This window comes from Alkaliphilus serpentinus, from assembly GCF_009017255.1.
Classification (GTDB): Bacteria; Bacillota; Clostridia; order Peptostreptococcales; family Natronincolaceae; genus Alkaliphilus_D; species Alkaliphilus_D serpentinus.
The window spans coordinates 117599-143113 of the sequence record NZ_WBZB01000013.1 but is presented as its reverse complement, the minus strand read 5'-3'; the positions used below and the strand labels follow the sequence as shown (position 1 = coordinate 143113).

The following is a 25515-nucleotide window of genomic DNA, read 5'->3' as shown; positions in this document are numbered from 1 at the left end:
AAACTAGTCATTATTAGAATCAATTATTGGGTCTTGGTCCTCGTTAGTTTCTTCGTCGTTATCCTCTTCATTGTTTTCGTTTGGATCATTAAAATATTCATCATAATACTCTTCATAGCCTGGCATATTAGGGTCTACATCCAACCAATCCGTTAAAGGATCGTAGGATTCAGTGGGTAACTCATAAATAAAGTCAGCTGGCTCTATGCCATTATGCTCTTCTGGATAATAGGGTACTGTTCTTTGAATAAATACTTTAGATTCGATTTCCCAAGGTGGCGTAAGCTCTGTAGCTAATTTACCCGTTGGCACATGGATATCAGCAATTACATGAACATCACAAACTTCTTTAGGTTCAGTACCTCTAATAAATACTTCAGATCTAACTCTACTACCCCTTGGGTCTAGTGCACACAGTTCTGAAGGTAATTTTCCAGATTCAGTACATACATTTACTCTAATAATATCCTCAGGCATAGTAAAGCTTTTAGGAGTATATCCCTCATGAACTCTAGCCATAACCTTTTTCCATAGTTCTGTAGATATTCGGCTACCATCCACTAAGGTTTTGGGAATATCGTTACCAATCCAAACAGAGGCTGAGTAGTAAGGGGTAAAGCCTACAAACCATGCATCCTTGTTTTCAGAGGTTGTACCAGTTTTACCTGCAACTGGAATTTCAGAATTGTTTGTATCTAACCTAGCCCTAGAGCCTGTTCCAGCTGATACAGCTGTCTTAAGCATATCTGTCATGATATAGGATACCTGGGGTGTCAAAACCCTTCTTACTTCAGGTTTGTTTTCATATAACAAGTTTCCATGGCGGTCATAGATTTTAGTAAAGGTAATAGGCTCTATATAAACACCTTCATTGGCATATACACCATAGGCACTGGCCATATCAATAGGGGTTACGCCCATTGTCATACCTCCTAGGACAGTAGAAAAGGTTTCATCTGAGTATATTTTGTTTCCCCTTACTACTGGGTGGGAGCTTCGTACAACGGTTGTAATTCCCATCTTTTCTATATACTCAAGCATTGTAGCAATGGCTGAGGTTTCATCGGCACCCAACATTGTAGCAACCTTTACTGCACCAACGTTACTTGATTGTTGTATAGCTTCTCTAAAAGTAATTAGGCCATAGTAGCCTTCTTTATACCAGTTATTGGGCCAAGGTTTATCGGGATGATCTTTATCTAAATAAATAGGAGTATCATCTATTACTGTGGCAGCAGTAAAGCCCTGATCAATGGCAGGAGTATAGGCTGCCAGTGGCTTCATAGAAGAACCCGGCTGTCTTGTTGAGAGGGCACGATTAAATATTTTTTGCCCTGAAATCATTCTACCTCCAACCAAAGCCTTAATCTCTCCAGTATGATAATCAGTAATAACCATTGCTGATTGAGGTTGAATATTTCCCTCCTCATCCCTCAGTAGGTTTCCTTCACTATCCTTTAAGGTACCCGGGAAATTATCAGGATTATCATATTCTTCCTCTAAAATCTTTTGAATCCTAACATCCATGGTACTGTAAATCCTTAAGCCCCCGGAGCGTAATAGACTATTTGCATCTTCGCTACTATAACCTTCCTTTTCAAGGGCATTAATAACATCTCGTTTTACCAAATCACCAAAGTATGAAGAAATTTCCTCGGCAAAGAATCTGTTAGGATTTAAGCTGGCCTTTATATCCTCATCAAGGGCGGCATTATATTCGTCTTCTGTTATATAATTGTGCTGTAACATCATTGCCAGCACTGTTTCCATTCGATCTTGATAGTCGTCGTTATAGACTATTGTATAGGTTGGATCACCATCATATAATATATGATGATCCTCTGTAACCTTATCCTTTGTGATGGTCCTCATTGGAGAATACCTAGATGGATTTCGAGTAATACCTGCTATTAGGGCAGACTCTGCTAATGTTAAATCTCCTACACTCTTGGAAAAATACACTTGTGCAGCTGCTTCAACACCATTGGCTCCACTTCCAAGGGGAATGGTATTCATATAGGCTTCTAGTATCTGATCCTTTGATAGTTGGCGATTGATTAAAATTCCATAATAGGCATCGGTTATTTTCCTAGTGAGGGTTTGTTCCTTTGTTAAGAATATTAGCTTAGCCAGCTGTTGATTAATGGTACTGGCACCTTGCTTAGATCCAGTTTTTAGGTTGGTCCAAGCAGCACCAAAAATCCTTTTAATATCCACTCCACTATGAATCCAAAAACGCTCATCCTCAATGGCTACAAAGGCATTTATCAAATCTTCAGGCATATTTTGATAGTCTATGATAATACGCAGACCTTCACTTTGAACCTTTTCAATTACCTCACCATTTGAATCTAGGATAAAGGAGCTTTCATCCAATAACTCATAAATATTGGTAGCGTCAATAGGACCAGCTTCTTTAATAATCCCTAATACTGCTCCAACAGTTGCACCACCGGCAATAAAGCCAGCAAGTATAATAATCAATACAAATACCTTTAATATACGGTATCTTTTCTTTTTATTCTTTTTATCATTTGTTTTTTTATCAGTTGGTTTTTTTTCTGCCATTTAAATACCTCCATTAAAAAATGCTTTTCCAAGTTAGAAAGCATAGGTGAACAAAAGCATTTCATGCTTTAATATTCTATGGTTAAAATGCTTTTGTTTTCCAGAGAACCCATGCGTTCTCTAGGACACTTCGTTGTACTCTCCTTATTTCTATAAGGGGGTTTCCCCCTTAAAATCCCCCATTTAATAGGAAAAAAGAGAACTTTCCTATTAAATAAGAAAATTATATCACATATTATCGCCTTGTAAAACCATATTCAGATACTAGGATTCTAACTAATTATAACATAATTTTTTGATATATAAAGTATTATGCAATAATTGATGAAAAATGCAACTTTTCCCTAACTAAACAGTATAGAGTAAAAAAATATTGGCACCATTTTAATGTTTAGGTCATATAATGGTAAGAAGGGGGGAACTCCATTGTATATAAAGATTAAAGGCAGGAGAAAACGGAATATAAAGTTGAAGCTGATGCTTTTTTTAATACTGTTTGTTATGGGGTCATCGGCGCTATTCATCTATATTGATAGAGAGATCATGCCCACTGTACAGGCTGTGGGCGAACTAAAGGCTCAGGAGGTTACCACGAGAGCGGTAAATCAGGCAGTCAGCTTAGTTCTTGAGGACGGTGAAGTTCGTTATGAGGACTTAATCTCTGTTAAAGAGGATAGCGAGGGGAATGTAACATTAATGCAGGCTAATACCATGGCCATGAACAAGGTGGCCTCTAATGTTGCTTTAACGATACAAGAACAGCTTAATCAGATTAAAACCACCTCCGATAGAATCCCCCTAGGGAATGCTCTGGGTAGTCAGCTCTTGGCCCAATATGGACCTAAGATTAAGCTAACCATCACCCCTGTAGGAATGGTGGATGTAAATTTTGGTACAGAGTTTCAGCAATCGGGGATAAACCAAACCCGCCATAGAATCTTTCTAATTATTAATACCAATATCCGAGTGATTGTTCCCTTTAGTACCAATAGAATAGGTGTTACCACCTATGTACCCATTGCAGAAACCATAATAGTTGGTAAGGTTCCAACAAACTATATACAAGTTCCAAAGGATGAAGTTTTAAATATTACTCCATTATATGATGGAGGGAATTAGTGATTGCCTTCTTTATAACTGTTTAATTAATAGCTTTAATCATAAATATTTAGCGATATATTGAAATATCCCCATAAATTTACAATGAGCCATAAGGGAATACTGCTGGGATAATGCCTGTGCAGAAGCCTTTTTAGTGCTCTATTTTTTTGATTTAAATGCCTTTCTATAGATAAGGTCATTCTTTAGATTATTTTTTAGATTAACAAGTCTTATAAAATATGGTATAGTATTAAAGGATATTAAGGTCATTCTTACATTAGAAAGGATTTACTATGAATATAAACTTAATTTTAAACAAAATGAACAAGATAAATATTAAAAGTACAATATCTATTCTTGCAATATTAATACTCTCTTTAGGATTAGCAGTGTCAATTGAAATAATCCATAGAGTAAGCGTTGTTGAAGCTTTGGAGTGGTTAATATCTAACAAAATTCACTTTTTATTTAACTACCTTATTATACTTTCAATAGTCAGTGCTATTACATCCTTAGTTGGATGTGTATATATAGGTGTATCCCTAAGTGGACTTCTTCTAGTCTTTCTAACAGTTGTAAATGTTTATAAGGTAAAGTTTAGAGGTGAACCATTATTTCCATGGGATTTACTACTAAGTAACGAAGGCACAAACATGCTACAGTATATTACCAATAAGTCAGACATCCTTCTTTTAACAACGCTATTCTTATTAATTATCGGGTTTGGATTAATGAGATTTATATTGCCTAAGATGTCTTTAAAAATAAAATATAGGGTACCACTTTTAATAATTTCTGTCTTCCTCATATATTCTTTAGGGTTCAAACAGAGCTTTTTGGGTAATCCTATTTACGCTAAGCACAATATAGGCATTACACATTGGAACCAGTTCCAAAGTTATAGAGATAACGGCTTTGTTTTAGCCTTTTCATTAAATGCAAAAAACGTGATAATATCACCACCTAAAGAGTATTCAGAAGACAATATTAGATACATTACTCAAGAGGCTTTAAATAATAATGATGACGTAGCTGTTCATAATGAAAAAGATCCTAATTTAATAATTATCATGAATGAAGCCTTCTGGGATCCTACGGTTATGGAAAACTTAAGTTTTAGCAGTGACCCTATACCTGTATTTAGAAAGCTTCATGATGAATATACTTCAGGCTGGATTAGGTCACCCCAATATGGAGGAGGAACTTCCAATATTGAATTTGAGGTTATGACGGGGAATTCTATGCACCATCTACCATCAGGAGCTATGGCTTTTCAGCAATACCTAGGTAAACCAACTATGTCACTAGCTAGTATCTTAAAAGCACAAGGCTATGAAAGTATTGGAATTCATTCATATGAAGGCTGGTTTTGGAATAGAATCCAATCCTATAAAAATTTAGGCTTTGACAAATTTATTAGTAAGGAATACTTTACCGATTTAAAACATGATGGTTGGTATATTGCCGATGAGGTAGTAACAGATATGATAATAGATGAAATTGAAGAGAATGATAAGCCTTCTTTTGTTTATGCAGTTACGATGCAGAATCATGGCCCATATAACCAAGTCAGGTATCCTGAAAATAAAATTAAAGTAGAAAATGATATTTCCAACGAGTCAAAAGTTATATTAGAAACCTATTTACAAGGTCTATCGGCTGCAGATAGGTCTTTAGAAAAGCTAACTAATTATCTTAGCAAATCAGATGAGCCTACGATTGTAGTATTCTTTGGGGATCATTTACCAATGCTAGGGTACAACTACTCAGTGTTTACTGAAGCTGGCTATATAAAGAGTGCTGAACCATCTGAGTGGACCTACGAAGAATCATTGAATATGGAAAGAGTGCCTATACTGGTATGGGCAAACTATGAAACAGAAAAAATTGATATAGGAACTATGAACACCTCGTTTATAAGCCCTTTTCTACTTCAGTATATGAATATGGAAATGCCAAATTACTTTAAATACCTGGATCGTCTCTCTAAAAAGCTACCTGTGATTGGAAGAGGTTTTGCGATAACTTCAGATAATAAGGTTATTAATAATGAAGAGGAACTATTTCAAAAAGTATTTAATGATTATGGGATTGTTCAATATGATCAATTCTTTGGTAATAATTATTTAGACAAGGATAATGAAGATCGGTGGATCGTTAAAAACAACCCTAAATACAATGAAGATATTAATAACATTACTATAGGTGGTGTAAAAACTGAAAACAATAAGATTGTTATTGAAGGAAACAGATTTGTACCCAATGCAATTGTTTCAATTAACGGAGAAGAATTTAAACCCACATTTATTAGCCCAAATGAACTAGAACTTAATCTATCGGAAGTGAGTATTAATTTAGAAAACCAAGTTGAGGTTATCGTTAAATTAAAAAATAGCAAAAATATTGTAATCGCTTCTTCAGAAACATTTATATTAAATTAAATCTTAAAAAACGAGTCCAAATGACTCGTTTTTTTCCCCATTGGCCATAGTAATTAATAGTAAGGTCTATGAATATGGTTAAGTAACTTAAGAATTTATGTTCAGTTGAATATTAAATAGACCCTTACTTTCCATATAATTTCTGTAGATTACAGATAATTGTTGCAATTATTTCCAAGTAAAGTTATAATGTTGATGTAGTAAATAAATGAAGGAGGCCTGCAGAAATGATCAAGTTCAATAGAATTCGTCTAAATATGCAAAATAATAACTTCTGCAGTTATATGCCTCAATAGGTACTTTTTGCTTATTGTAATGGTCATAGACTGCTTAAATGTCTGTGGCTAATGGATATGAATTATAATAGAGTTTTTTATGCCACAGGTATGTCTACTTGTGGCATTGCTTATTTTATGAAGTATTAAATCTATTAGATAAGGATATACCTAAGTAATGCCATACAAGATGTTTACGGGGGTGTTAAAAATGAAGAATATAAAAGGTAACTTGAAATAGTTAAAATCTAATATATGGAGTTGATAGTATGACTATAGAGACTAGAGAAAATATCCAGCATCGGGGTATTTTAGTGGGTATGGATGATTTTAAAAGGAATGAAAACATTGATATAGAAACATCGATGGAGGAGTTGGCAGAGCTTGCCCAGGCTGCTGGTGTTGAGGTTTTGGCGTCGGCAGTGCAAGGGAACAGTGCACTAAATGCTGCATTATATATAGGTAAAGGTAAAGCCGAAGAGATAAGAGATTTATGTAAAAACCTTGATGCCAACCTAGTAATATTTAATGATGAGCTTTCGGGTTCTCAAATTAGAAATTTGGAAGAAGTCATTGGAGTGGATGTAATTGATCGACCAACTCTAATTCTTGACATTTTTGCCTCTAGAGCCACCGCAAAGGATGCGAAGCTGCAGGTGGAACTGGCACAATTAAAGTATCGATTACCAAGATTGACGGGCTTAGGCAAAAAGCTTTCTAGATTAGGTGCTGGAATTGGAACAAGGGGCCCCGGAGAAACAAAGCTAGAAACCGATAGGAGACACATAGAAAGGCGAATAGACTTTATAAAGGATCAATTGAAGGAGGTTAAGAAAAATAGAGAGGTACAGAGATCTAAAAGAAAGAAATCTGAGCTTCCTATTGTAGCTTTAGTAGGCTACACCAACTCAGGGAAATCGACTCTAATGAACACCTTTATGAAGAATAGCCTTGATTACGAGGTAGAACGGGAGGTTTATGCTGAGGATATGCTGTTTGCAACCCTAGAGGTATCCTTAAGAAAGATGAGTTATCCAGATAATCTAAATTTCTTATTAACAGATACCGTTGGTTTTGTGAGTAAGCTACCCCACGATTTAGTGGATGCCTTTAAAGCAACCCTAGAGGAGGTTAAATATGCAGATTTATTGCTACATATTATAGATGCCTCCAATGAAAATCATAAACTACAAAGAGAAACCACCCTAAAGGTTTTAAAGGAATTAAAGGTTGAAGATAAAAAAATTATTGAGGTTTATAATAAGGTAGATAAGTTAGAGGACCCTACAATATTACCCAAGGATTCCGATACTATAGCCATTTCAGCCTTAAAGGGTAATAATTTACAGCTCCTTTTAGAGTTGATTAGAAGGGAAATAGGAGATCGTTTAGTTGATACTGAGGTTTTACTTCCCTATGATAAAGGGAACCTATCTTCAAAGCTTTATGAAATAGGAAATGTTACTGAATCTGAATATAGAGAAAATGGAATCTACATTAAACTAAAATTACCCTACATTCACTATCATCTTATTAAGGATTATGAAATAAGTTAAGAAGAGAAGAGGCTTAGAGCCTCTTTTTCGTTTCTTCTACTATTTTGACAATATTGAAATAGGTTTGCAGTACTCCCGACGCTACTATTGGCCTACCAAAGGATACCCAATTCATTCTTCTTGATGTGAAGCCCCCTAAACGCATTAAGAAATTAACACTGCTCATGGTGGAAACCATCAATAACTCTTCGGGATTACCTCCAAGCATATTCCAAGTATCTTCTATTAACGGTATTACCAATTGGGGTACGAATTGTCTACTCATGTTATAGATTTTATTACCCTTCTCATCTGTACCTCTATAAATGATTTTCCCTCTATCTCGAATGGTCATTTTATCGAAATAGGATATATTTAAAATATCAGACATGCTGGGTTTTTGATCTATGGGCAGCCTATTCAGGTGAATAGCAGTAGCTACAACTGAAGAATGGGATCCACCAACGCAGTGGTAAATGATATGCATAAATAAACCTCCAAAAAACAATCTAGTTATTATTATGACGAAAATAGAGAATAATATTAGTATCATAAAAGGAATAAGACAGCCCATAATATATTTACGTGGATTAATCAAGAAAAAATGCGTTAATTTTCTGAAAAGAAGTTGTAAAACTATAATAGTTGGTGTATGATAATAATAAGATGATGGAAGGAGGAATGCCATATGCTTTTCAGAGACTGTGCAGGTGGAGTAGTTTTTTATGCTAACAAGGTCTTGCTTTTGAAGAATGAAAAAAATGAATGGATATTACCTAAAGGTGCAATTCGTAACGGTGATCTAACGTCGGAAGTAGCTTTAAAGCGTGTGAAGATTGAAGCTGGTGTTGAAGCTGAAATACTTTCGACTGTAGGAGAAACAAGTTACGAATTTTTTTCTGTCACTAGACAGATACCAGTAAACAATAGAATTACCTGGTATATTATGCAGGCAAACTCCAAGGATTTTAGTGTTAACAAAGAACTAAACTTTAAAGATGGTGGCTTTTTCCCAATAGATAAAGCCCTAAGAATGATTACCTATAGTCAAGATAAATCTTTAGTTAGTCTCTCCTATAAAAAATACAAGGAATTAATGAAGGAAAAAGCTACTTCAATAGCTATATAAGTATTTAAACTTCGAAAGAGCAGGATTCACTGCTCTTTTTTTGCAATCAATTATGTTACCATTATGTTAAATAAAACAAAAATGTTATTACTTTAATTTAATTGTTTTATGTGATAAATTCTATTGTTAATTATTTGTCAATATGTTATTATTATATTGCATGAAGATATTTTACACTTATAGGAGGTATTATGAAAATGAAAAGAGTTTTAATGATTTTACTTACAATTGTTTTAGCCTTTGCTATGTTGGCAGGTTGTAGTAAGGATACAGCAACAGAAACACCTGAGCCAGCACCAGCTGAAACTCCAGCAGAAGGCGAAGAGGAAGCTGATGCTGAAGAAGAAACTGTAGAAACTGTTAAATTAGGCTTAGGAGTTGTGAACTCCATTAAAAGGTCTAAGGAATATAGCAATCAAGATGACAAAGAAACCTTAGCTTTAGGTCAGGTTGATACTGTTATGGCAGCAGTTGTATTTGATCAAGATGGTAAGGTTGTTAGTGTAAAAATTGATAATGCCCAAACTAAAGTGAACTTTGATAAGGATATGAAGGTTACCAGTGACAAAGCAGCTGATATTAAAACTAAGGCTGAGAAAAAAGATGAATATGGTATGAGAAAAGCTTCTGGAATCCAAAAAGAGTGGTTTGAGCAAATAGAAGCCTTAGAAACTTGGATGGTTGGTAAAACTGTCGAAGAAATTAAGGCAATGAAGGTTAAAGAAGTAGATGAAAATCATAAGCATGTACCAGATGTTCCTGAACTTACTTCCTCAGTTACAATAACCATTGAAAGTTACGTTGAAGCAGTTGAAAAGGCCTATAGTAACACAATTGAAGTTGAAGGCTTTGACAAGCTAGGATTAGGTCATAATGTATCAATAGCTAAGTCAAAGGATTATAGCGTAGATGCTAACGGAAAAGAAACTCTTCCTGTAGCTCAGGTTGATACAGTTATGGCAGCAACTGCCTTTGATAAAGATGGTAAGGTAGTAGGTACATTAATAGATAATGCTCAAATTAAAGTGAATTTTGATGCAGAAGGCAAACTTACTTCTGATAAAACAGCTGAGCTTAAAACAAAGGCTGAGAAAAAAGATGAGTATGGTATGAAAAAGGCCTCTGGAATTCAAAAAGAATGGTATGAGCAAATGAATGAGCTTCAAAATTGGATGATTGGTAAGACTGTTGATGAAATAAAGGCAATGAAGGTAAAAGAGGTAGATGAAAGACATAAACATGTACCAGATGTTCCCGAGTTGACTTCATTAGTTACAATAACTATAGAAAGCTATATAGCTGCAGTTGAAGAAGCTTACAATACAGCAAGATAATCACATATCACTCCCCCATTAAGGGGAGTGATTTCATTTTAATATTGTAGTTTAAAAGGGAGATTCTATGAAAAAGATAACTATTGTGTTCATAACAATCTTTATGTTGATCTCACAAATTGGATGTCAGGGGACAGATCAAGTAGATTATGCTAAGTACAGCGACAGCTTTTTTGATACCTTTGACACTTTAATGGTAGTAGTTGCATATACCGAGACAGAGGAAGAGTTTAGAAACTACTTTAAACTAATTCAAGAAGGTTTTCAGAGATACCATAAGCTTTATGATATTTACAATAACTATGATGGTGTAAACAATATCAAAACCATAAATGACAATGCTGGCATAAAACCAGTAAGGGTTGATAAAGAAATAATTGACCTTATATTATTTGCAAAGGATTGGAATAGAAAAACTGGAGGAAATACCAATATAGCCTTTGGGCCAGTATTGAAAATTTGGCATGATTATCGCCAAGAAGGCATAGATGACCCTGAAAATGCAAAGTATCCTCCTATGGAAAAGTTAACTGAAGCTTTTAAATTAACAGATATTGATAAGGTAGTGGTTAACGTTGAGGATAGTACTGTCTTTCTTCAGGAGAAGGGTATGAGTTTAGATGTTGGAGCTGTGGCAAAGGGTTATGCCACAGAACTGGTTGTACAAGAGGCTCAAAAGGCAGGGTTGAAATCTGGTATCATAAGTGCCGGAGGCAATGTAAGAACTATAGGAAAGCCCATGGATAATATCCGAGAAAGATGGGTTGTAGCTATACAAGATCCCAATAAATCAATATTTTCTGAGGATAAGGATTTAGACGCAGTTTTCGTCAATGATGCTTCCATTGTCACAAGTGGAGATTATCAGCGATACTATTTTGTAGGGGATGAATTGGTCCACCATTTAATCGATCCTAAAACCCTTATGCCCGCCAACTATTATAAAGCTGTAACCATTGTGGCTCCTGATGCAGGTGTAGCAGATTTTCTCTCAACTGTGGTTTTTTTAGAACCCCATGAGAAAAGCTCACAAATTATAAAAGACTTAGAAGGGGTGGAAGCAGTGTGGGTGATGCCAGATGGATCTGTAAAGGTTTCCGAAGGTATGAAGAAAATTCTAAAGAGCTATGGAGCAACCAACCAAAAGTAAAACCAAAAAGCATTTCATAGGCGTCAGCTCAAAGTTGACGCCTATATTAATGGACATAAGAATTTTTATCAGAAGAATTTTGTGCTATAATAACTTAAAACCAAACACAAAGGGATGGTATTTATGACAGATGGGTATAGAACCATAATGAAATCAGCCTGGGATGAAATAATAATTGAGAAATCTAAATTCATTGGGTATGCAACGCCGGTTTCCTCTGAGGAAGAGGCTTTACAATTTATCAAAGAGATAAAGGCAAAGCATTGGGATGCTAATCATAACGTCCATGGATATATTATTGGGAGTCAAATGGAGGTACAAAGATATAGTGACGACGGAGAACCTTCGGGCACTGCCGGTATACCTGTGCTGGAAGTGTTGAAGAAGGAAGATTTACGAAATGCTGTTGTGGTGGTAACTAGATACTTTGGTGGAATTAAGCTGGGGGCCGGTGGTTTAGTAAGGGCCTATACGAAAGCTGCTAAGATAGCCCTTGATGCTGCCAAAATCATTACAAAGAAAAAATATCAATTAATCGAAATAAAAGTTGACTATACATTATTAGGGAAGCTTCAGAATGATCTTTTGCAACAGGGGTATTACATTAAAGACATAATATATTATGATTATGTGATTATTCAAGTATATACTATGGTGGGTGAGGTGGAGGAATTTATTGAAAAAATCATTGATTGGACAAATGATAAATGTGAAATAATTGAGGGAGCAGTTGATTATTTAACAGAGGTTGAGGGTAAGATTATTCTATAAGGTATAGATTAGGGTATATAAATGGTTATAGGAGGGAACAAGATGGATCAAATTGAAAGCAATAAAAAGGAAATGCTTAAAAAGAAGACATGGGCAGTAGTTGGAGCCACACCAGACCCATCAAAATTTGGATATAAAATATTCAAAAAATTAAAAAGCTTTAATTATGAGGTTTATGGAGTAAATCCAAAGCACTCAGAACTTGATGGCGAAACCCTCTATAGTAGTTTAAGGGATTTACCAATAAAGCCAGAATGTATTGATGTTGTTGTTAATCCTACTCTGGCCTTAAAGCTCTTGGAGGAAGTAAAGGAGCTAGGAATTGAGTATGTGTGGTTTCAGCCAGGAACCAATAATGGTGAAGTAATTGATCAAGCACTGGAATATGGAATTAAAGTAGTATACGATGATTGTGTTTTGGTAGCTCTAGGTTAAAAATGCTAAAAACAGGTAATTTACCTGTTTTTATTTTTTCCTTTATATATCAGTTCATAAATACCCATGGACAACAGAAATATTCCAAATAACCTTCTGAGGGTGTCAGATGGAATCTTTAGAGCAATACTAGATCCTATCCAAGCCCCTAATAAACCAAGAAGCACCAAAGGGATTGCCAATCGGAAGTCGACATTTCTATTTTTAGTGTGGACCCTTAGAGCTATTAAAGCTACTGGTATAAAGGATACAAGATTAACACTTTGAATGGTCTGCTGCTTAAGGCCAGTAATCAATATTAGTCCAGGTATGAGGATGGTTCCTCCGCCAATACCCATACCGCCAATGAATCCAGATATAATTCCTAGTAGAATAATCAGCATTAGAAAATCATCCTAATAGCGGCAATAATCATAAACACACCAAAGATTTTCCTTAGATAATTGGCAGATATGTGGTTAAGACATTTAGAGCCTAAATAGCTACCTACTATTCCCCCTAGGGCCACCTTCAGGGTTGTATTGATATCAAAAAAACCATTCCTATAATAAATATAGCTACTTACGACTGCGAAGGGAAGGATTATGGAAATAGCAGTTGCATGGGCTTTATGTTGAGTTGCACCAAAAACAAAGGTTAAAGCTGGAACAATAATTGTACCGCCACCAGCTCCAAATAGACCATTTATAATACCTGCAGACATGCCTACCAAAATAATTTTAATCCAATATACAGGCCTTAACATAGAATAATTCACCTCATTACATCATAGGAATAATTTATCCATAAATAATAAAACTATTCACTACAATATGATTGACAGCATATCGTAATCATCATATAATTAGTATAAACCAATCAGAATACTCGGAATTGGAGGAGATAAAAGGTGAAAAAAGTAAATTATATCTATGAATTGATTGGAAGTACACCTCTGGTTAAGTTAAATAGAATTACATCAGAGGATATGGCCGACATCTATATGAAGCTTGAATTTTTTAATCCTGGCTCAAGTGTAAAGGATAGAATAGCATTAAGTATGATTGAAAGGGCAGAAGAAGAAGGTCTATTAAAGGAAGGGTCTACTATAATTGAGCCCACCAGTGGTAATACAGGCATTGGGTTGGCTATGATTGGTGCTGCTAAGGGATATAATGTTATTTTGGTTATGCCTGATACAATGAGTATTGAAAGAAGGAGATTATTGAAGGCCTTTGGAGCTAAGTTGATTCTGACACCAGGAGAAAAGGGTATGAAGGGAGCAATTGATAAGGCCACTGATCTTAGTAAGGAAAACAAAGAATACTTTATGCCTCAACAATTTGAGAATCTAGGAAATCCAGAAATACATAGGAGGACCACAGCTGAGGAAATTTGGTCGCAAATGGAGGGTAATATAGATGCTTTTGTTGCTGGGGTTGGAACTGGTGGAACTATAACTGGTGTAGGCGAAATATTGAAGAAAAAAAATAAAAATATTAAAATTGTTGCTGTAGAACCAGAAAAATCTCCTGTAATCTCAGGAGGACAACCAGGACCCCATAAAATCCAAGGAATTGGTGCAGGGTTTATACCAAGTATTTTAAATACTAAAATTATTGATGAAATTATAAAAGTAGAAGATGAAGTAGCAATGGAATTTGCAAGAAAAACAGCCTCCACTGAAGGGGTGTTGGTGGGAATTTCATCAGGAGCAGCCATTTATGCAGCTTTAGAAGTTGCTAAAGATCTAGGAAAAGGAAAGCAAGTGGTTGTTGTAATTCCCTCCTATGGTGAAAGGTATTTAAGTACACCCTTATTTAGCTTTGATGATTAGATAGTAGAGATATTAAGAATTAAGAACTAAGATAATCCAGATGTAAGACAATGAGAGTGTAATATTTAGATTCTTCTCTAACCTCAGTTATATATTAATCATAACTGTGGTAGGAGAAGAATCTTATTTTTCTTTATAAATAAGCCATTTTAGTTTAAAATAGTTTTATAATAAAAAAGAAGGGATGTAGGCTTTGTGGATATAGAAAATAGGATTGATAAAGTTGTTGAGTGGCTTAGAGAAAAGGTTAAGGTCTCGGGTACAAAGGGGCTATTGGTTGGAATATCGGGGGGAATCGATTCTGCAGTTGTTGCCAATCTTATAAAAAAGGCTTTTCCTGAAAATTCGCTAGGGGTAATATTACCTATAAAGAGTAATCCCAAGGATGTGGAAGATGGGCTTCTACTGGTTAAGCAATCGGGCATCACCCATATTATTATTGATTTATCTCCTCAGCAACAGGAAATGTTGGCTTTGGTAAACAAGACCCTTCAAGCTTTAAACCTATTTAATGAGGGTAATAACAAGCTCACCGATGCCAACCTAAGGGCAAGGCTTCGTATGAGTACTCTATATGCTTTAGCCAATCAATTAAACTATTTAGTTGTTGGAACTGACAATGCAGCGGAGGTTTATACAGGATACTTTACGAAGTATGGTGATGGAGGGGTGGATTTACTACCAATTGCTACCCTGAAAAAATACGAGGTTTATCAATGGGCCAAAGCTTTAGGAGTACCCCAAGAAATTCTAGACAGACAGCCTTCGGCTGGTTTATGGGAGGGTCAAACGGATGAAGCAGAAATGGGAACCACCTATAAGGCCATAGATGCCTTTTTGAATGGTGAGGAAATTTTACAAAAAGATCAAGAAATAATTGAAAGACTTCATAGAATATCACAACATAAAAGAGAAATGCCTCCTTATCCTAAAATATAGCCCTATAAGGATTGATTGCAACCTGATATTAATTGTGCTAAAATGAATGTGCATCATTTCTATGGAGATGTATTTTGTTTCATAGGTTCGAATTAATTCCTATGAAATGCTTTTATCCATATACTATACAATACATATATATTTTCTGTAAGAGATAAGGAGTGAATTTTGTGGGACGTATAGGCAATATTATTGATAGGAAAAATAAACAGGATTCAAAAAAGGCAAAAATATATACAAAGCTGGCAAGATTAATAACCGTTGCTGCAAGACAGGGTGGTGGAGACCCAGAGTATAACGCCACTTTAAAAACTGCTATTGATAAAGCCAAGGCAGCAAATATGCCAAATGATAATATTGATCGAGCTATCAAGAAGGGTACTGGAGAAGCTGGTGGAGATAACTTTGAGCATATCACTTATGAAGGCTACGGACCCAACGGAGTTGCCGTAATTGTTGAGGTTCTAACGGATAATAGAAATAGAACAGCTGGTGACGTAAGACATGCCTTTGATAAGAATGGTGGAAATCTTGGAACATCAGGCTGTGTATCCTTTATGTTTGAACGAAAGGGTCAAATCCTTTTAGAAAATGACGACTCTATAGATGAGGATAGTCTTATGATGACTGCAATTGAAGCAGGGGCAGAGGACTTCCTTCCAGATGAAGAGGCCTTTGAAATTATAACAACCCCAGAAGACTTCAATACAGTAAAAGAAGTCCTTGAAGGGGAAGGCTACACCTTCCTCAACGCAGACATTGTTCAAATCCCTTCAACAACCGCATCCCTAGAGGGTGATGATGTTAAAAAAATGAATAAACTAATCGATATGCTTGAGGACAATGATGATGTGCAAGAGGTTCATCATAATTGGAATCAGGAGGAGTAGATTGATAATCAAAAAACAGTAGCTTCCAATAGAATCTACTGTTTTAAAATTTATAGGTATTATTCCCTAATAAGAAAGAAGGATTTTTGATTATATTGTTGAATTTAATAGAGAATCCTATTAACTGTGATTTTCATTGTATTGCATAAAATAGTTACTGAAGAGGAATTATTATACACAATAACAAAATTTTAGGGGCGCTGAAAATGAAAAAAACTGTTTTTGTTATTTCAATGGTTGTTACCATCATTTTAAGCAGTTGTATGATCGCATTTGCAGATGAAGGTATTATACTTGAGGATACATTAGTAAATGAAGAAACCTTTTATGAGGGTGAAAAGGTCACTATTTTTGCCGAGAACACGGATACCTATATTATAAGGATTTATGATGGTGAATACTCCATTGATAAGAAAAGGATTTTGAAAATAACTGAAGATACTATAAAGCATAAGGTTACTGTAAATGTGCTAAATCTTAGAGAAGATGCAGGAACAAATTATCCAATAATAAGAACCCTGTCAAAGGATATGATATTGATAGAGCTAGAAAGAACAGAGGATTGGACGAAGATCGATTATGAAGGAGAAGTAGGTTGGGTTCATAACGATTTTATTGAAGAATTAGAGTATATAGTTGTTGGAAAGCTAAAGGAGTGTACATCCCTCGATGCTGGTGATTTGTCATATAAGTTGGAGGAAGGTGACACTGTACAGATCGTTGGTTATCGAGCTGGCCATTATGAAATTCAGATTAATGATGATCAGCTATATATTAGGAAGGAATTCATTGATATAGTCCAAGATGAAGACCCTAGTGCTGGGATTGTTAGCTTAAAGAATTATCCCTATGCAACAAGGGGTGGAGGAAGAGACAATATAATCCTTGAGTTGGCAAAGAAGGAAATTGGTAAACCCTACAAATGGGCATCAGCAGGCCCCAATGCCTTTGATTGTTCTGGCTTTGTATACTACGTTTTTTCTCAGTTAGAGATTAAGCTTCCAAGGAGCTCTAGTGAGCAAGCAACCATTGGAACCGCTATAGAAAAAAAGGATTTAAAAATGGGAGATTTGGTCTTCTTCGATACCAGCAGGAATAGAAATGGAGGGGTATCTCATGTAGGGATCTACATTGGAGATGGAAGTTTTATTCATGCAGAATCGGGCTCCAACGGTAAAGTGGAAATAGCCACAATGAACTCTGGGTATTACTATAATCGATATTTGAAGGCAAGAAGAATAACAGATTAATATTAGGCCTACCTATATAAAAATGGGTGGGCTTTGTTTATTGTTGGCAGCAATGATGGAGGTTTTACCCCACTGTTTTTTCATAATTACGAGGATCCTCTATTTTACAGGCCTTATTCCATATATATTAAGAAGACAGTAGACATGTTAAATCAAAGGTTCAGGATCATAATAATACCATGAGTATGGAAAAATAAATCTAAGCTTATATTTTTAATTACTCTGCTTAAACTAAGTAAAAAAGAGGTGTTGAAATGAAAATAGAAGGGATAGAAAGTATTGAAAATGGTCATAATCAGCTGGAGGTGTTTTTGAAAGTAACCCCTGAAGAGAGGATTGCCTCAAGATGGGAGCTGGTTAATCCAATGGTTCAAGCTACCTATTCTACTAGCGGTCAAAAGCAGTTGGAGGCAGTACAATTGTTGGATGAAGGGATGGCGGTTCATGGATATGAATTTACCAAAGAGGAAGAAAAAATGATTAAGGAATATATTAATAAAGAGTTTAATAAAATTTAAAACTGGCTAAATGCCAGTTTTAGAATTTTATACGATATTTATCTTGCTTTCTAGTGGTGATTTTTAAAATGAAGCTACTGATAAAAAATGCCAGGGGTATTATAATATACCTCAATAATGCTAGGAACTTAATATCAGTATTAAGTAAGGTTTGTCCGTATTCATAGGGTATTTTCCCAAAACTTTGGCTAAATAAACCAATCAATAGGCTAAACTGCAGAATAATGATCATGTCTTTAATTTTCCAGCCCCTTATTAACCAATTTAGATCTTTATTAAGTAATGTAATAAATAAAAACAGTATAAAGGAAATTAAAACATCAAATACTCCATAACTTACTACTTCTTTAAAGCCAATAAACTCACTAGAAAAATTTTTAACCTGCCAATAATCATGAATTAGAAATAATGCAAAGGATATAAAAACTATAACAATTGTTCCCTTAAAAAAATTCTTCATCCGCTAGCCCCTCTCTTTAGGAAGATAACCTTGTTATATTATATTTCGTTTTTATAATAAATAAGGAAATTTCATTATTGTCAGGAAAATTTTGGTTACAAGAGTAAGTCTAAATTGAGCTGTTACATTTAAGAGTAGCTAATGTTGTGAGGGAGTGTTGATCATTAAATCATATACTTTTAACTCTATTACGAATTTTTGAATATTGTTTAAACTTTCAAAAGGAATATTTTAGCTATTTCATATTATATATATAGAAAGACAAGTCTAAGGATAGAAAGTGAATAAGAGGATTAAGTCGATAGGAGGAAAATTTTATGAAAAGAAGCAGGTTGACGGTTAACCGAAGGAGAAGAAGGGGTAGTTTTATTCTAGCCTTTTTATTCTGTATAGTACTACCTTTATTGGCAATCTATATTGGGTTAAATATTACAGAGAGGTTTGTATTACCAGCCCTTAATACAGAAGATGTGTTGGATGAATTAGGCCTTGAGGGTGAAGGGGAGAATGATGACGTGACAAGTCCAGTGGCTGAGAGTCCTGAGCCTCAAGAAAGTCCTATTGGTGATGTAACCCTAGTAGGTGAGATCAACCCCTTTTCTATCTATACGATACAAATAGCCAGTCTGTCGGATAAAGAAAACCTAGATAGGTTGATTTCGCAGCTTAATCAAAATAAGAAGTCTTATATTGCATATCAAATTGATAACAGCTATAAGGTATATGCTTTAGGATATACTAAGAGGGCTTATATAGAGGCAAGCTTAACCTCCCTAAGAGAGACTTTTAGTGATGCCTATATAAGTGAAATGCACTTACCTATTAGAGAAGTTATGGCTGGTGAGGAGGACCATAGTACTGTTGATGGAATCGTGATGGCTATAAATGAGTTAATTGATAACGTAGATCAACAATCAGAAGAGTGGTATATTTTTTTTCAAAAAGAAGGAGATTTAACCAACTATATCGAATTGTTAAAAAAACAACAAACTATTCTTGGAGCTCTGAAGGACGGAATTGATAAGGTGGGTGATATAAAAGGCCTACCAGACAAGATGGCTATAGATAAAATGATTCATTACCAGGATAGCAACATAAATAAATCTCTGGAGCTGTTGGAGGGAGCCGCTGAAATAGAAGAATATAGACTTTATAGTTTATACCTTGATAGTCTATTTAGAATAGTTGAAGTAATCAAATGACAAAAATTTTGGAGGGGTTACTAAATGAATTTAAAGGATGTGCAGCGTTTGTTGGAGGCAGATGTATTAACGGGGGAAGATACCTTAGACCGTGAGATTAGGACGGCCTTTGCTTGTGATTTGATGAGTGATGTCCTTACCTTTGAATCGGACAAGACCATACTTTTAACTGGACTAGTGAATCCCCATACTATAAGAACTGCAGAAATGATTGATATTAATGCTATTGTATTTGTAAGAGGAAAGATGCCAGATGTCGAAACTTTAGAATTGGCTAAGGAGAATGGAATCACCATTCTAGTAACAAGGCATATTTTATTCGCAAGCTGTGGTATACTCTATAGCAATGGTCTTTATGGTGCCAATATAGTTCACAAATAGGAGGGGCTGCTTTGGAAAATATAAAAATATCTTTTGATATTATTCAACATGATTTCTCAAAGGCAGGGGAAGCCTCCAGTAATATTAAAAAAGTTTTAAAGCAGTTGGGAATACCCTCCGATACAGTAAGGAAGGCTGCTGTTGCCACCTATGAGGCTGAGATGAATATCATCATACATTCTGAAGGAGGCGTAATTGAGCTTACCGTTGATGTGGACAAGGTTAAGGTTGTGGCAAAGGATAAAGGTCCTGGAATAAAGGATATCTCGCTAGCCATGAAGGAGGGTTATTCGACAGCCACAAGTGAAATAAGGGAATTAGGCTTTGGTGCTGGTATGGGGCTACCGAATATGAAGAGGTGCTCCGATTGTTTCGATATCCAATCCTCAGAAAGCAGCCCTACTATTGTTACAATGATTATCTACTTAAAAAAAGCAAATGATTAGGAGGAATTGAAATGGTTAAGATACTGGTGGAAGAGCTTGGCTTGGAAGTGGTAGGTGGAGCCAATGGGCTCAATAACAAATATACAGGGGTTTATATCAGTGACTTATTAAGCTGGGTAATGGCTAAACTTCAACCGGGAAGCATATGGATAACCATACAAACCCATGTGAATATTGTTGCTGTAGCTCTGTTGGCAGAGGCAGCATGTATCATTATCCCAGAAGGTGCCGCTATTGATGAAAACACCATTTCTAAGGCTAATGAAGAAGGTATACCATTGTTAAGAAGTACATTAACTGCCTATCAATTAGCTTTAAAGATTAAAGAATTGAGCAGATTAGAATGAAGATAGCCTATGATTTTCATATCCATAGCGGCTTGTCCCCCTGCTCTGAAGATGAGATGACTCCTAACAATGTTATTAATATGGCTAAATTAAAGGGTCTTGACGTTATTGCAATAACCGACCATAACAGCACTTTAAATTTACAGGCATTTCTAAAGGTAGCCGATAAAAAAGAAATATTAATTATACCTGGGGCAGAGATTACCTCTAAAGAAGAGGTCCATCTACTGACTCTATTTAGTGGGATGGAAGAAGCAAATGATTTTCAAAAAATTATTAATCAATATCTTCCTCAAGATGATAATAATACAAAAATCTTTGGAAATCAGAGATTATACAATGAAAGGGACGAGATAATAGGAGAATATGAATTTCTCCTTAATAATACTCTATCTCTATCTTTAGAAGAAATTATTCAAAGGGTATACTCATTAAACGGAGCAGTAATTCCCGCCCACATAGATCGACATTCCTATAGTATCCTATCGAATCTTGGTTTTATATCCCCTAATTTAATGCTTACAACATTAGAAATAACCATGGGGTGCAATTTAGTAGAGTTTAATGAGAAGTATCCATATCTAAAAGACTATAGATATATAGTAAATTCCGATGCCCACCACTTGGGTAGCATATTAGAAAGACAATCCTTTCTAGAAGTTGAAAGGTTAACGGCTGAAGCGGTAATAGATAAGTTAAGAAGTAAAAAAGAAAATTGAGAATTAAGAATTAAGAATTGAAAATGATACTTAAGGATTGGTAATGATAGATATACCTTCAGTAAATGCAAGCTATAAAAATAATAAACCTTTTGATTAGACAAATCCAATCTTCAACATTTAACATTTAATATACATACCATTAGCTTCCAAGGAAGGACTGATTATTTATGAAGGAACTTGCTCTACATATTCTAGATGTTGCAGAGAATTCTATAAGGGCAAAAGCCTCTATTATAAAACTAACGATCATAGAGGATATACAACAGGATTTAATGGAAATTATTATTGAAGATAATGGAATTGGTATGGAGAAGGAGCTATTGGATAAAGTTCTAGACCCCTTTGTAACCTCAAGAACTACAAGAAGGGTAGGATTAGGTCTATCTCTTTTTAAAGCTGCTGCTCAGCAATGTGAAGGAGACTTAGCTATAACTTCTCAAAAAAATATTGGCACTAAGGTAAAGGTTTATTTTCAGCATAGCCATATAGATAGGGTTCCTCTAGGGAATATTGTTGACACAATAATCACATTAATCCTTTCTGGTGAGGAGATTGATGTGGAATACATGCATATTTATAATCAAAAAAAACTTTTTTTTAGTACTTCGGAAATCAAAAAATCCATTGAAGGTGTTCCAATAACAGATGTGCAGATAATTGGATGGATTAAGGAGTATTTAGAAGAATCAGTAAAAATGCTTGTTAAGTAATTAATTTTGTAATATTATATAAGGAGCATAGTAACAAGAAATATTATTGGCTAATAGTTATGATAAATTACTATTTCAACCCATCAATAAAATATAGTATACTGTTCAAATCAGAATACAGTATGCGATATTTTTATTTTTATGTTAAAAGGTAATCTCATAATTATGTAGAAATAATATAGGTTGTTAATTTTTCACAAAATTTATGTAAGGGGTGAAAAAAATATGAGTTTTTTAACCTTTAAAGGTGGCATACATCCGCCTGAATTTAAAGAACCTACTGCTCATCTACCGATTGAAAAGGCTGTAGAGCCCAAAGTAGTTGTAATTCCTTTACAGCAGCACATTGGTGCTCCAGCTGAAGCGATAGTTGCTGTTGGTGACACCGTGGCTATTGGACAAAAAATTGGTGAAGCCAAAGGATTTGTTTCATCACCTGTACACTCTAGTGTTTCAGGTACTGTTAAGGCTATTGAAAAAAGACCTTCAGTAAGTGGTGAGGATGTATTGTCAATTGTAATAGAAGCTGATGGTAAAAATGAAGTGCATCCTTCAGTTTCACCAAAGGGAAAACTTGAAGATTTGAAAGCTGCTGAAATCCTTGAAATTATCAAGGAAGCAGGAATTGTTGGTATGGGTGGTGCTACCTTCCCAACCCATGTTAAGCTATCACCACCACCAGATAAGAAGGTTGATACCATCATCTTAAATGGTGCAGAGTGTGAGCCCTATTTAACTGCCGATCATAGGCTTATGTTGGAAACTCCAGAGGATGTAGTTTATGGTTTAAGGGCAATGATGAAGGTAGTTGGTGTCGAAAAGGGTTATATTGGTATAGAATCCAACAAGCCTGACGCCATCGATGTTATGAAAAAGGCCGTAGCTAACTATCCAAATATCCAAGTGGTTGGCCTTCATACCAAGTATCCTCAAGGAGCTGAAAAACAGCTTATATGGGCTTGCGTAAAGAAGGAAGTGCCATCTGGCAGATTACCAATGGATGTTGGGGTAATCGTTAACAATGTTGGTACTGCAGCACAGGTGGCTAAGACCCTAAAAACTGGTATGCCTCTTGTGGAGAGAATAACCACTGTATCCGGTAAAGCTATTAAAAACCCTAAAAACCTTCTTATTAAAGTGGGTGTATCCATTAAGGATATTGTTGAAGAATGTGGTGGTTATCATGTGGCACCTAGTAAAATTATTATGGGTGGTCCAATGATGGGAATTGCTCAGCATAATGATGAGGTTAGTCTTACAAAGGGCTCTTCAGGACTATTATTCTTTACTGAAGAGGAAGCAAAGCTACCTGATGAAAAGGCCTGTATTAGATGTGGTAAGTGCGTGGAAATATGTCCAGCCTTTATTCAACCTGTCCACATTAATAATTTTGCAAGAAAAGATATGATGGAGTCTGCAGAAAAATATAGAGCTCTTGATTGTATAGAATGTGGTTCCTGTTCATATGTTTGCCCTTCAAAGATTAATTTATTACAGGGCATTCGTTTGGCTAAGAGATACATTATAGCCAAAAAAAGAAAACAAAATAAGTAATTGATAGGAGGGAAAGAAAACGATGGTAGAAAGATTAACTGTATCTTCTTCTCCACATATTCGATCAGAAAATACTACACAAAAAATAATGCTAGATGTTGTTATTGCATTATTGCCAGCAACTATAGCTGCAATCTTCTTCTTTAGAAGTAATGCTGCAATATTAATCGCATTGTCCATAGCTACAGCTTTAGCTACGGAGTTGATTATACAAAAAATTCGAAGACATCCTGTTACAATAAATGATTTTAGTGCTGTTATTACGGGGCTTTTGTTAGCACTAAATATACCTGCCTCAGCTCCATGGTGGATTCCCGTCATTGGGTCTGCCTTTGCTATTGGAATTGTTAAACAATTATTTGGCGGTATTGGCCAAAACTTTATGAATCCAGCTTTGGCAGCTAGAATATTCTTAACCTTATCTTTCACTGGGCCTATGACTGGATGGATTAAGCCAGGAGCCGATGCAGTAACTGGTGCAACTCCATTAAGCTTTGTTAAGGGAGCTACAGCGCTACCAGCAAATGCACCTTCATTATTCGATATAGGCTTTGGGAATATAGCTGGATCAATGGGAGAAACTTCTGCTATACTTTTAGCCCTTGGAGGACTATATTTAATATATAGAGGGGTTATCTCCATTACAATACCAGGAATATTTATTGGTACAGTTGCTATAATAACCTTTATCTATGGTCAATTTGATCTTCAATTTATGCTATACCATGTATTATCTGGTGGACTATTTATTGGTGCCATTTATATGGCAACTGATTATGCTTCTTCACCGATCACAAAGAAGGGTAGAATTATATTTGCCTTGGGATGCGGTATCATTACTGCAATGATTAGAATTTTTGGTGCCTATAATGAAGGGGTTGGATTTGCAATCCTATTAATGAATGTTGCAGCACCACTTATCGAAAGATTTACAAGCCCAAGAGTTTTTGGGGAGGTGAATAAGCAAAATGCGTGAAGTTATTAAATTAGGTCTAATACTATTACTAATAACATCAGTTGCTGCTTTTGTTTTAGGAATCACCAATGATATTACACAGGGTGTAATTAATGCGCGATTAGAGGCAGAGAATATTAAATCGATAGAAGCTTTACTTCCTGAAGCCGATGAATTTATAATGGTAGAAGGTGTAGAGGGTGATATAATAGTAGAAGTGTATGAAGGTTTTGCCAATGGTAACGTTGTAGGCTACACAATTAAAACTACTCCTAATGGTTATAATGGAACTGTTGAGGTTTTAGTAGGTGTTACAAAGGCTGGAGAAATCGTAGGTGTTAAAATTGGACAAAATACGGAAACTCCAGGTCTAGGAACAAAAATTGCAGATGCAGCCTATATTAATCAATATATTGGTAAGGATATAACACAAGAGTTTGTTGTTACAAAAGATAATCCAACAGAAGATCAACAAATACAGGCTGTAACCAGTGCTACGGTATCAAGTAATGCTGTTGTTTCTGGTGTCAACAGTGCTGGTAGCTTATTTAATGATAAGCTGAAGAATCGGTAAGGTGGAGGTGTT

General features: G+C 35.4%; 27 protein-coding genes. 22 read left to right on the top strand and 5 right to left on the bottom strand.

Annotation, left to right across the window (positions count from 1 at the left end):
• Nucleotides 1-3 precede the first annotated feature (3 nt).
• On the bottom strand, nucleotides 4-2568 hold the full coding sequence (locus F8153_RS04660; RefSeq protein ID WP_151865202.1) for a transglycosylase domain-containing protein: 2565 nt from the start codon (nucleotides 2566-2568) through the stop codon (nucleotides 4-6).
• Between the two features lie 426 nt (nucleotides 2569-2994).
• On the opposite strand from F8153_RS04660, the gene yunB reads away from it, so the two are divergent.
• The 3 genes from yunB to hflX all read left to right on the top strand — a co-directional run bounded on the left by yunB (nucleotide 2995) and on the right by hflX (nucleotide 7941).
• Nucleotides 2995-3687 (top strand): sporulation protein YunB, encoded by a 693-nt coding sequence (yunB, locus tag F8153_RS04655; protein ID WP_243136894.1) that lies wholly within the window; start codon nucleotides 2995-2997, stop codon nucleotides 3685-3687.
• 302 nt (nucleotides 3688-3989) lie between these two features.
• Nucleotides 3990-6110 (top strand): LTA synthase family protein, encoded by a 2121-nt coding sequence (locus tag F8153_RS04650; RefSeq protein ID WP_192929651.1) that lies wholly within the window; start codon nucleotides 3990-3992, stop codon nucleotides 6108-6110.
• Nucleotides 6111-6654: 544 nt separating this feature from the next.
• Nucleotides 6655-7941, top strand: a complete 1287-nt coding sequence (hflX, locus tag F8153_RS04645; protein ID WP_151865200.1) for a GTPase HflX — start codon at nucleotides 6655-6657, stop codon at nucleotides 7939-7941.
• 13 nt (nucleotides 7942-7954) lie between these two features.
• Here the strand turns inward: hflX and F8153_RS04640 are convergent, their stop codons facing one another.
• Nucleotides 7955-8407: a DUF3189 family protein gene (locus tag F8153_RS04640; protein WP_151865199.1), complete on the bottom strand. Its 453-nt coding sequence runs from the start codon at nucleotides 8405-8407 to the stop codon at nucleotides 7955-7957.
• A 201-nt stretch (nucleotides 8408-8608) separates the two neighbouring features.
• On the opposite strand from F8153_RS04640, the gene F8153_RS04635 reads away from it, so the two are divergent.
• The 5 genes from F8153_RS04635 to F8153_RS04615 all read left to right on the top strand — a co-directional run bounded on the left by F8153_RS04635 (nucleotide 8609) and on the right by F8153_RS04615 (nucleotide 12739).
• Complete coding sequence (locus tag F8153_RS04635) at nucleotides 8609-9049, top strand: NUDIX domain-containing protein (protein ID WP_151865198.1); 441 nt, start codon at nucleotides 8609-8611, stop codon at nucleotides 9047-9049.
• Between the two features lie 197 nt (nucleotides 9050-9246).
• The gene (locus F8153_RS04630) at nucleotides 9247-10383 is read left to right on the top strand and encodes a hypothetical protein (protein ID WP_151865197.1); all 1137 of its coding nucleotides are present in this window, start codon (nucleotides 9247-9249) and stop codon (nucleotides 10381-10383) included.
• Nucleotides 10384-10450: 67 nt separating this feature from the next.
• Nucleotides 10451-11533 (top strand): FAD:protein FMN transferase, encoded by a 1083-nt coding sequence (locus tag F8153_RS04625; protein WP_151865196.1) that lies wholly within the window; start codon nucleotides 10451-10453, stop codon nucleotides 11531-11533.
• 123 nt (nucleotides 11534-11656) lie between these two features.
• Nucleotides 11657-12304: a YigZ family protein gene (locus F8153_RS04620; RefSeq protein WP_151865195.1), complete on the top strand. Its 648-nt coding sequence runs from the start codon at nucleotides 11657-11659 to the stop codon at nucleotides 12302-12304.
• A 42-nt stretch (nucleotides 12305-12346) separates the two neighbouring features.
• On the top strand, nucleotides 12347-12739 hold the full coding sequence (locus F8153_RS04615) for a CoA-binding protein (RefSeq protein WP_151865194.1): 393 nt from the start codon (nucleotides 12347-12349) through the stop codon (nucleotides 12737-12739).
• 20 nt (nucleotides 12740-12759) lie between these two features.
• Here the strand turns inward: F8153_RS04615 and F8153_RS04610 are convergent, their stop codons facing one another.
• Together F8153_RS04610 and F8153_RS04605 are read right to left on the bottom strand one after the other, a co-directional pair.
• The gene (locus F8153_RS04610; protein ID WP_151865193.1) at nucleotides 12760-13122 is read right to left on the bottom strand and encodes a sulfite exporter TauE/SafE family protein; all 363 of its coding nucleotides are present in this window, start codon (nucleotides 13120-13122) and stop codon (nucleotides 12760-12762) included.
• Nucleotides 13122-13484 carry a sulfite exporter TauE/SafE family protein gene (locus F8153_RS04605; RefSeq protein ID WP_151865192.1) on the bottom strand — a complete coding sequence of 121 codons (363 nt, stop codon included), beginning with the start codon at nucleotides 13482-13484 and terminating at the stop codon, nucleotides 13122-13124. Before F8153_RS04605 ends, F8153_RS04610 begins: the two co-directional genes overlap by 1 nt.
• A 144-nt stretch (nucleotides 13485-13628) precedes the next feature.
• Between F8153_RS04605 and cysK the strand changes: the two genes are divergently transcribed.
• From cysK to F8153_RS04580, 5 genes are all read left to right on the top strand, one after another.
• On the top strand, nucleotides 13629-14555 hold the full coding sequence (cysK, locus tag F8153_RS04600; RefSeq protein WP_151865191.1) for a cysteine synthase A: 927 nt from the start codon (nucleotides 13629-13631) through the stop codon (nucleotides 14553-14555).
• Between the two features lie 195 nt (nucleotides 14556-14750).
• Nucleotides 14751-15494 carry an NAD(+) synthase gene (nadE, locus tag F8153_RS04595; RefSeq protein WP_151865190.1) on the top strand — a complete coding sequence of 248 codons (744 nt, stop codon included), beginning with the start codon at nucleotides 14751-14753 and terminating at the stop codon, nucleotides 15492-15494.
• A 170-nt stretch (nucleotides 15495-15664) separates the two neighbouring features.
• Entirely contained in the window at nucleotides 15665-16384 is a 720-nt protein-coding gene (locus tag F8153_RS04590) for a YebC/PmpR family DNA-binding transcriptional regulator (protein WP_151865189.1), read from the top strand.
• A gap of 206 nt (nucleotides 16385-16590) precedes the next feature.
• The gene (locus tag F8153_RS04585) at nucleotides 16591-17634 is read left to right on the top strand and encodes a C40 family peptidase (protein ID WP_151865188.1); all 1044 of its coding nucleotides are present in this window, start codon (nucleotides 16591-16593) and stop codon (nucleotides 17632-17634) included.
• A 254-nt stretch (nucleotides 17635-17888) separates the two neighbouring features.
• Nucleotides 17889-18152: a hypothetical protein gene (locus tag F8153_RS04580; protein ID WP_151865187.1), complete on the top strand. Its 264-nt coding sequence runs from the start codon at nucleotides 17889-17891 to the stop codon at nucleotides 18150-18152.
• 19 nt (nucleotides 18153-18171) lie between these two features.
• Here the strand turns inward: F8153_RS04580 and F8153_RS04575 are convergent, their stop codons facing one another.
• Nucleotides 18172-18612 (bottom strand): hypothetical protein, encoded by a 441-nt coding sequence (locus tag F8153_RS04575; protein WP_151865186.1) that lies wholly within the window; start codon nucleotides 18610-18612, stop codon nucleotides 18172-18174.
• A gap of 317 nt (nucleotides 18613-18929) precedes the next feature.
• Here F8153_RS04575 and F8153_RS04570 point away from each other — a divergent pair, with 317 nt between their 5' ends.
• From F8153_RS04570 to F8153_RS04530, 9 genes are all read left to right on the top strand, one after another.
• Nucleotides 18930-19814, top strand: coding sequence for an SPOR domain-containing protein (locus F8153_RS04570; protein ID WP_151865185.1), 885 nt, complete (start codon nucleotides 18930-18932; stop codon nucleotides 19812-19814).
• A 24-nt stretch (nucleotides 19815-19838) separates the two neighbouring features.
• Complete coding sequence (locus F8153_RS04565) at nucleotides 19839-20195, top strand: hypothetical protein (protein WP_151865184.1); 357 nt, start codon at nucleotides 19839-19841, stop codon at nucleotides 20193-20195.
• An 11-nt stretch (nucleotides 20196-20206) separates the two neighbouring features.
• Complete coding sequence (locus F8153_RS04560) at nucleotides 20207-20641, top strand: ATP-binding protein (protein WP_207707686.1); 435 nt, start codon at nucleotides 20207-20209, stop codon at nucleotides 20639-20641.
• A gap of 11 nt (nucleotides 20642-20652) precedes the next feature.
• A complete protein-coding gene (locus F8153_RS04555) occupies nucleotides 20653-20988 on the top strand; it encodes a DRTGG domain-containing protein (RefSeq protein ID WP_151865183.1) in 336 nt (111 codons plus the stop codon).
• Nucleotides 20985-21707: a PHP domain-containing protein gene (locus tag F8153_RS04550; RefSeq protein ID WP_151865182.1), complete on the top strand. Its 723-nt coding sequence runs from the start codon at nucleotides 20985-20987 to the stop codon at nucleotides 21705-21707. The genes F8153_RS04555 and F8153_RS04550 overlap by 4 nt, the downstream gene beginning before the upstream one ends.
• A 170-nt stretch (nucleotides 21708-21877) precedes the next feature.
• The gene (locus F8153_RS04545; RefSeq protein WP_151865181.1) at nucleotides 21878-22420 is read left to right on the top strand and encodes an ATP-binding protein; all 543 of its coding nucleotides are present in this window, start codon (nucleotides 21878-21880) and stop codon (nucleotides 22418-22420) included.
• A 225-nt stretch (nucleotides 22421-22645) separates the two neighbouring features.
• Nucleotides 22646-23974 carry an electron transport complex subunit RsxC gene (gene rsxC / locus F8153_RS04540; RefSeq protein WP_151865180.1) on the top strand — a complete coding sequence of 443 codons (1329 nt, stop codon included), beginning with the start codon at nucleotides 22646-22648 and terminating at the stop codon, nucleotides 23972-23974.
• A 22-nt stretch (nucleotides 23975-23996) separates the two neighbouring features.
• On the top strand, nucleotides 23997-24950 hold the full coding sequence (locus F8153_RS04535; RefSeq protein ID WP_151865179.1) for an RnfABCDGE type electron transport complex subunit D: 954 nt from the start codon (nucleotides 23997-23999) through the stop codon (nucleotides 24948-24950).
• Complete coding sequence (locus F8153_RS04530) at nucleotides 24943-25503, top strand: RnfABCDGE type electron transport complex subunit G (protein WP_151865178.1); 561 nt, start codon at nucleotides 24943-24945, stop codon at nucleotides 25501-25503. The genes F8153_RS04535 and F8153_RS04530 overlap by 8 nt, the downstream gene beginning before the upstream one ends.
• Nucleotides 25504-25515: the final 12 nt, after the last annotated feature.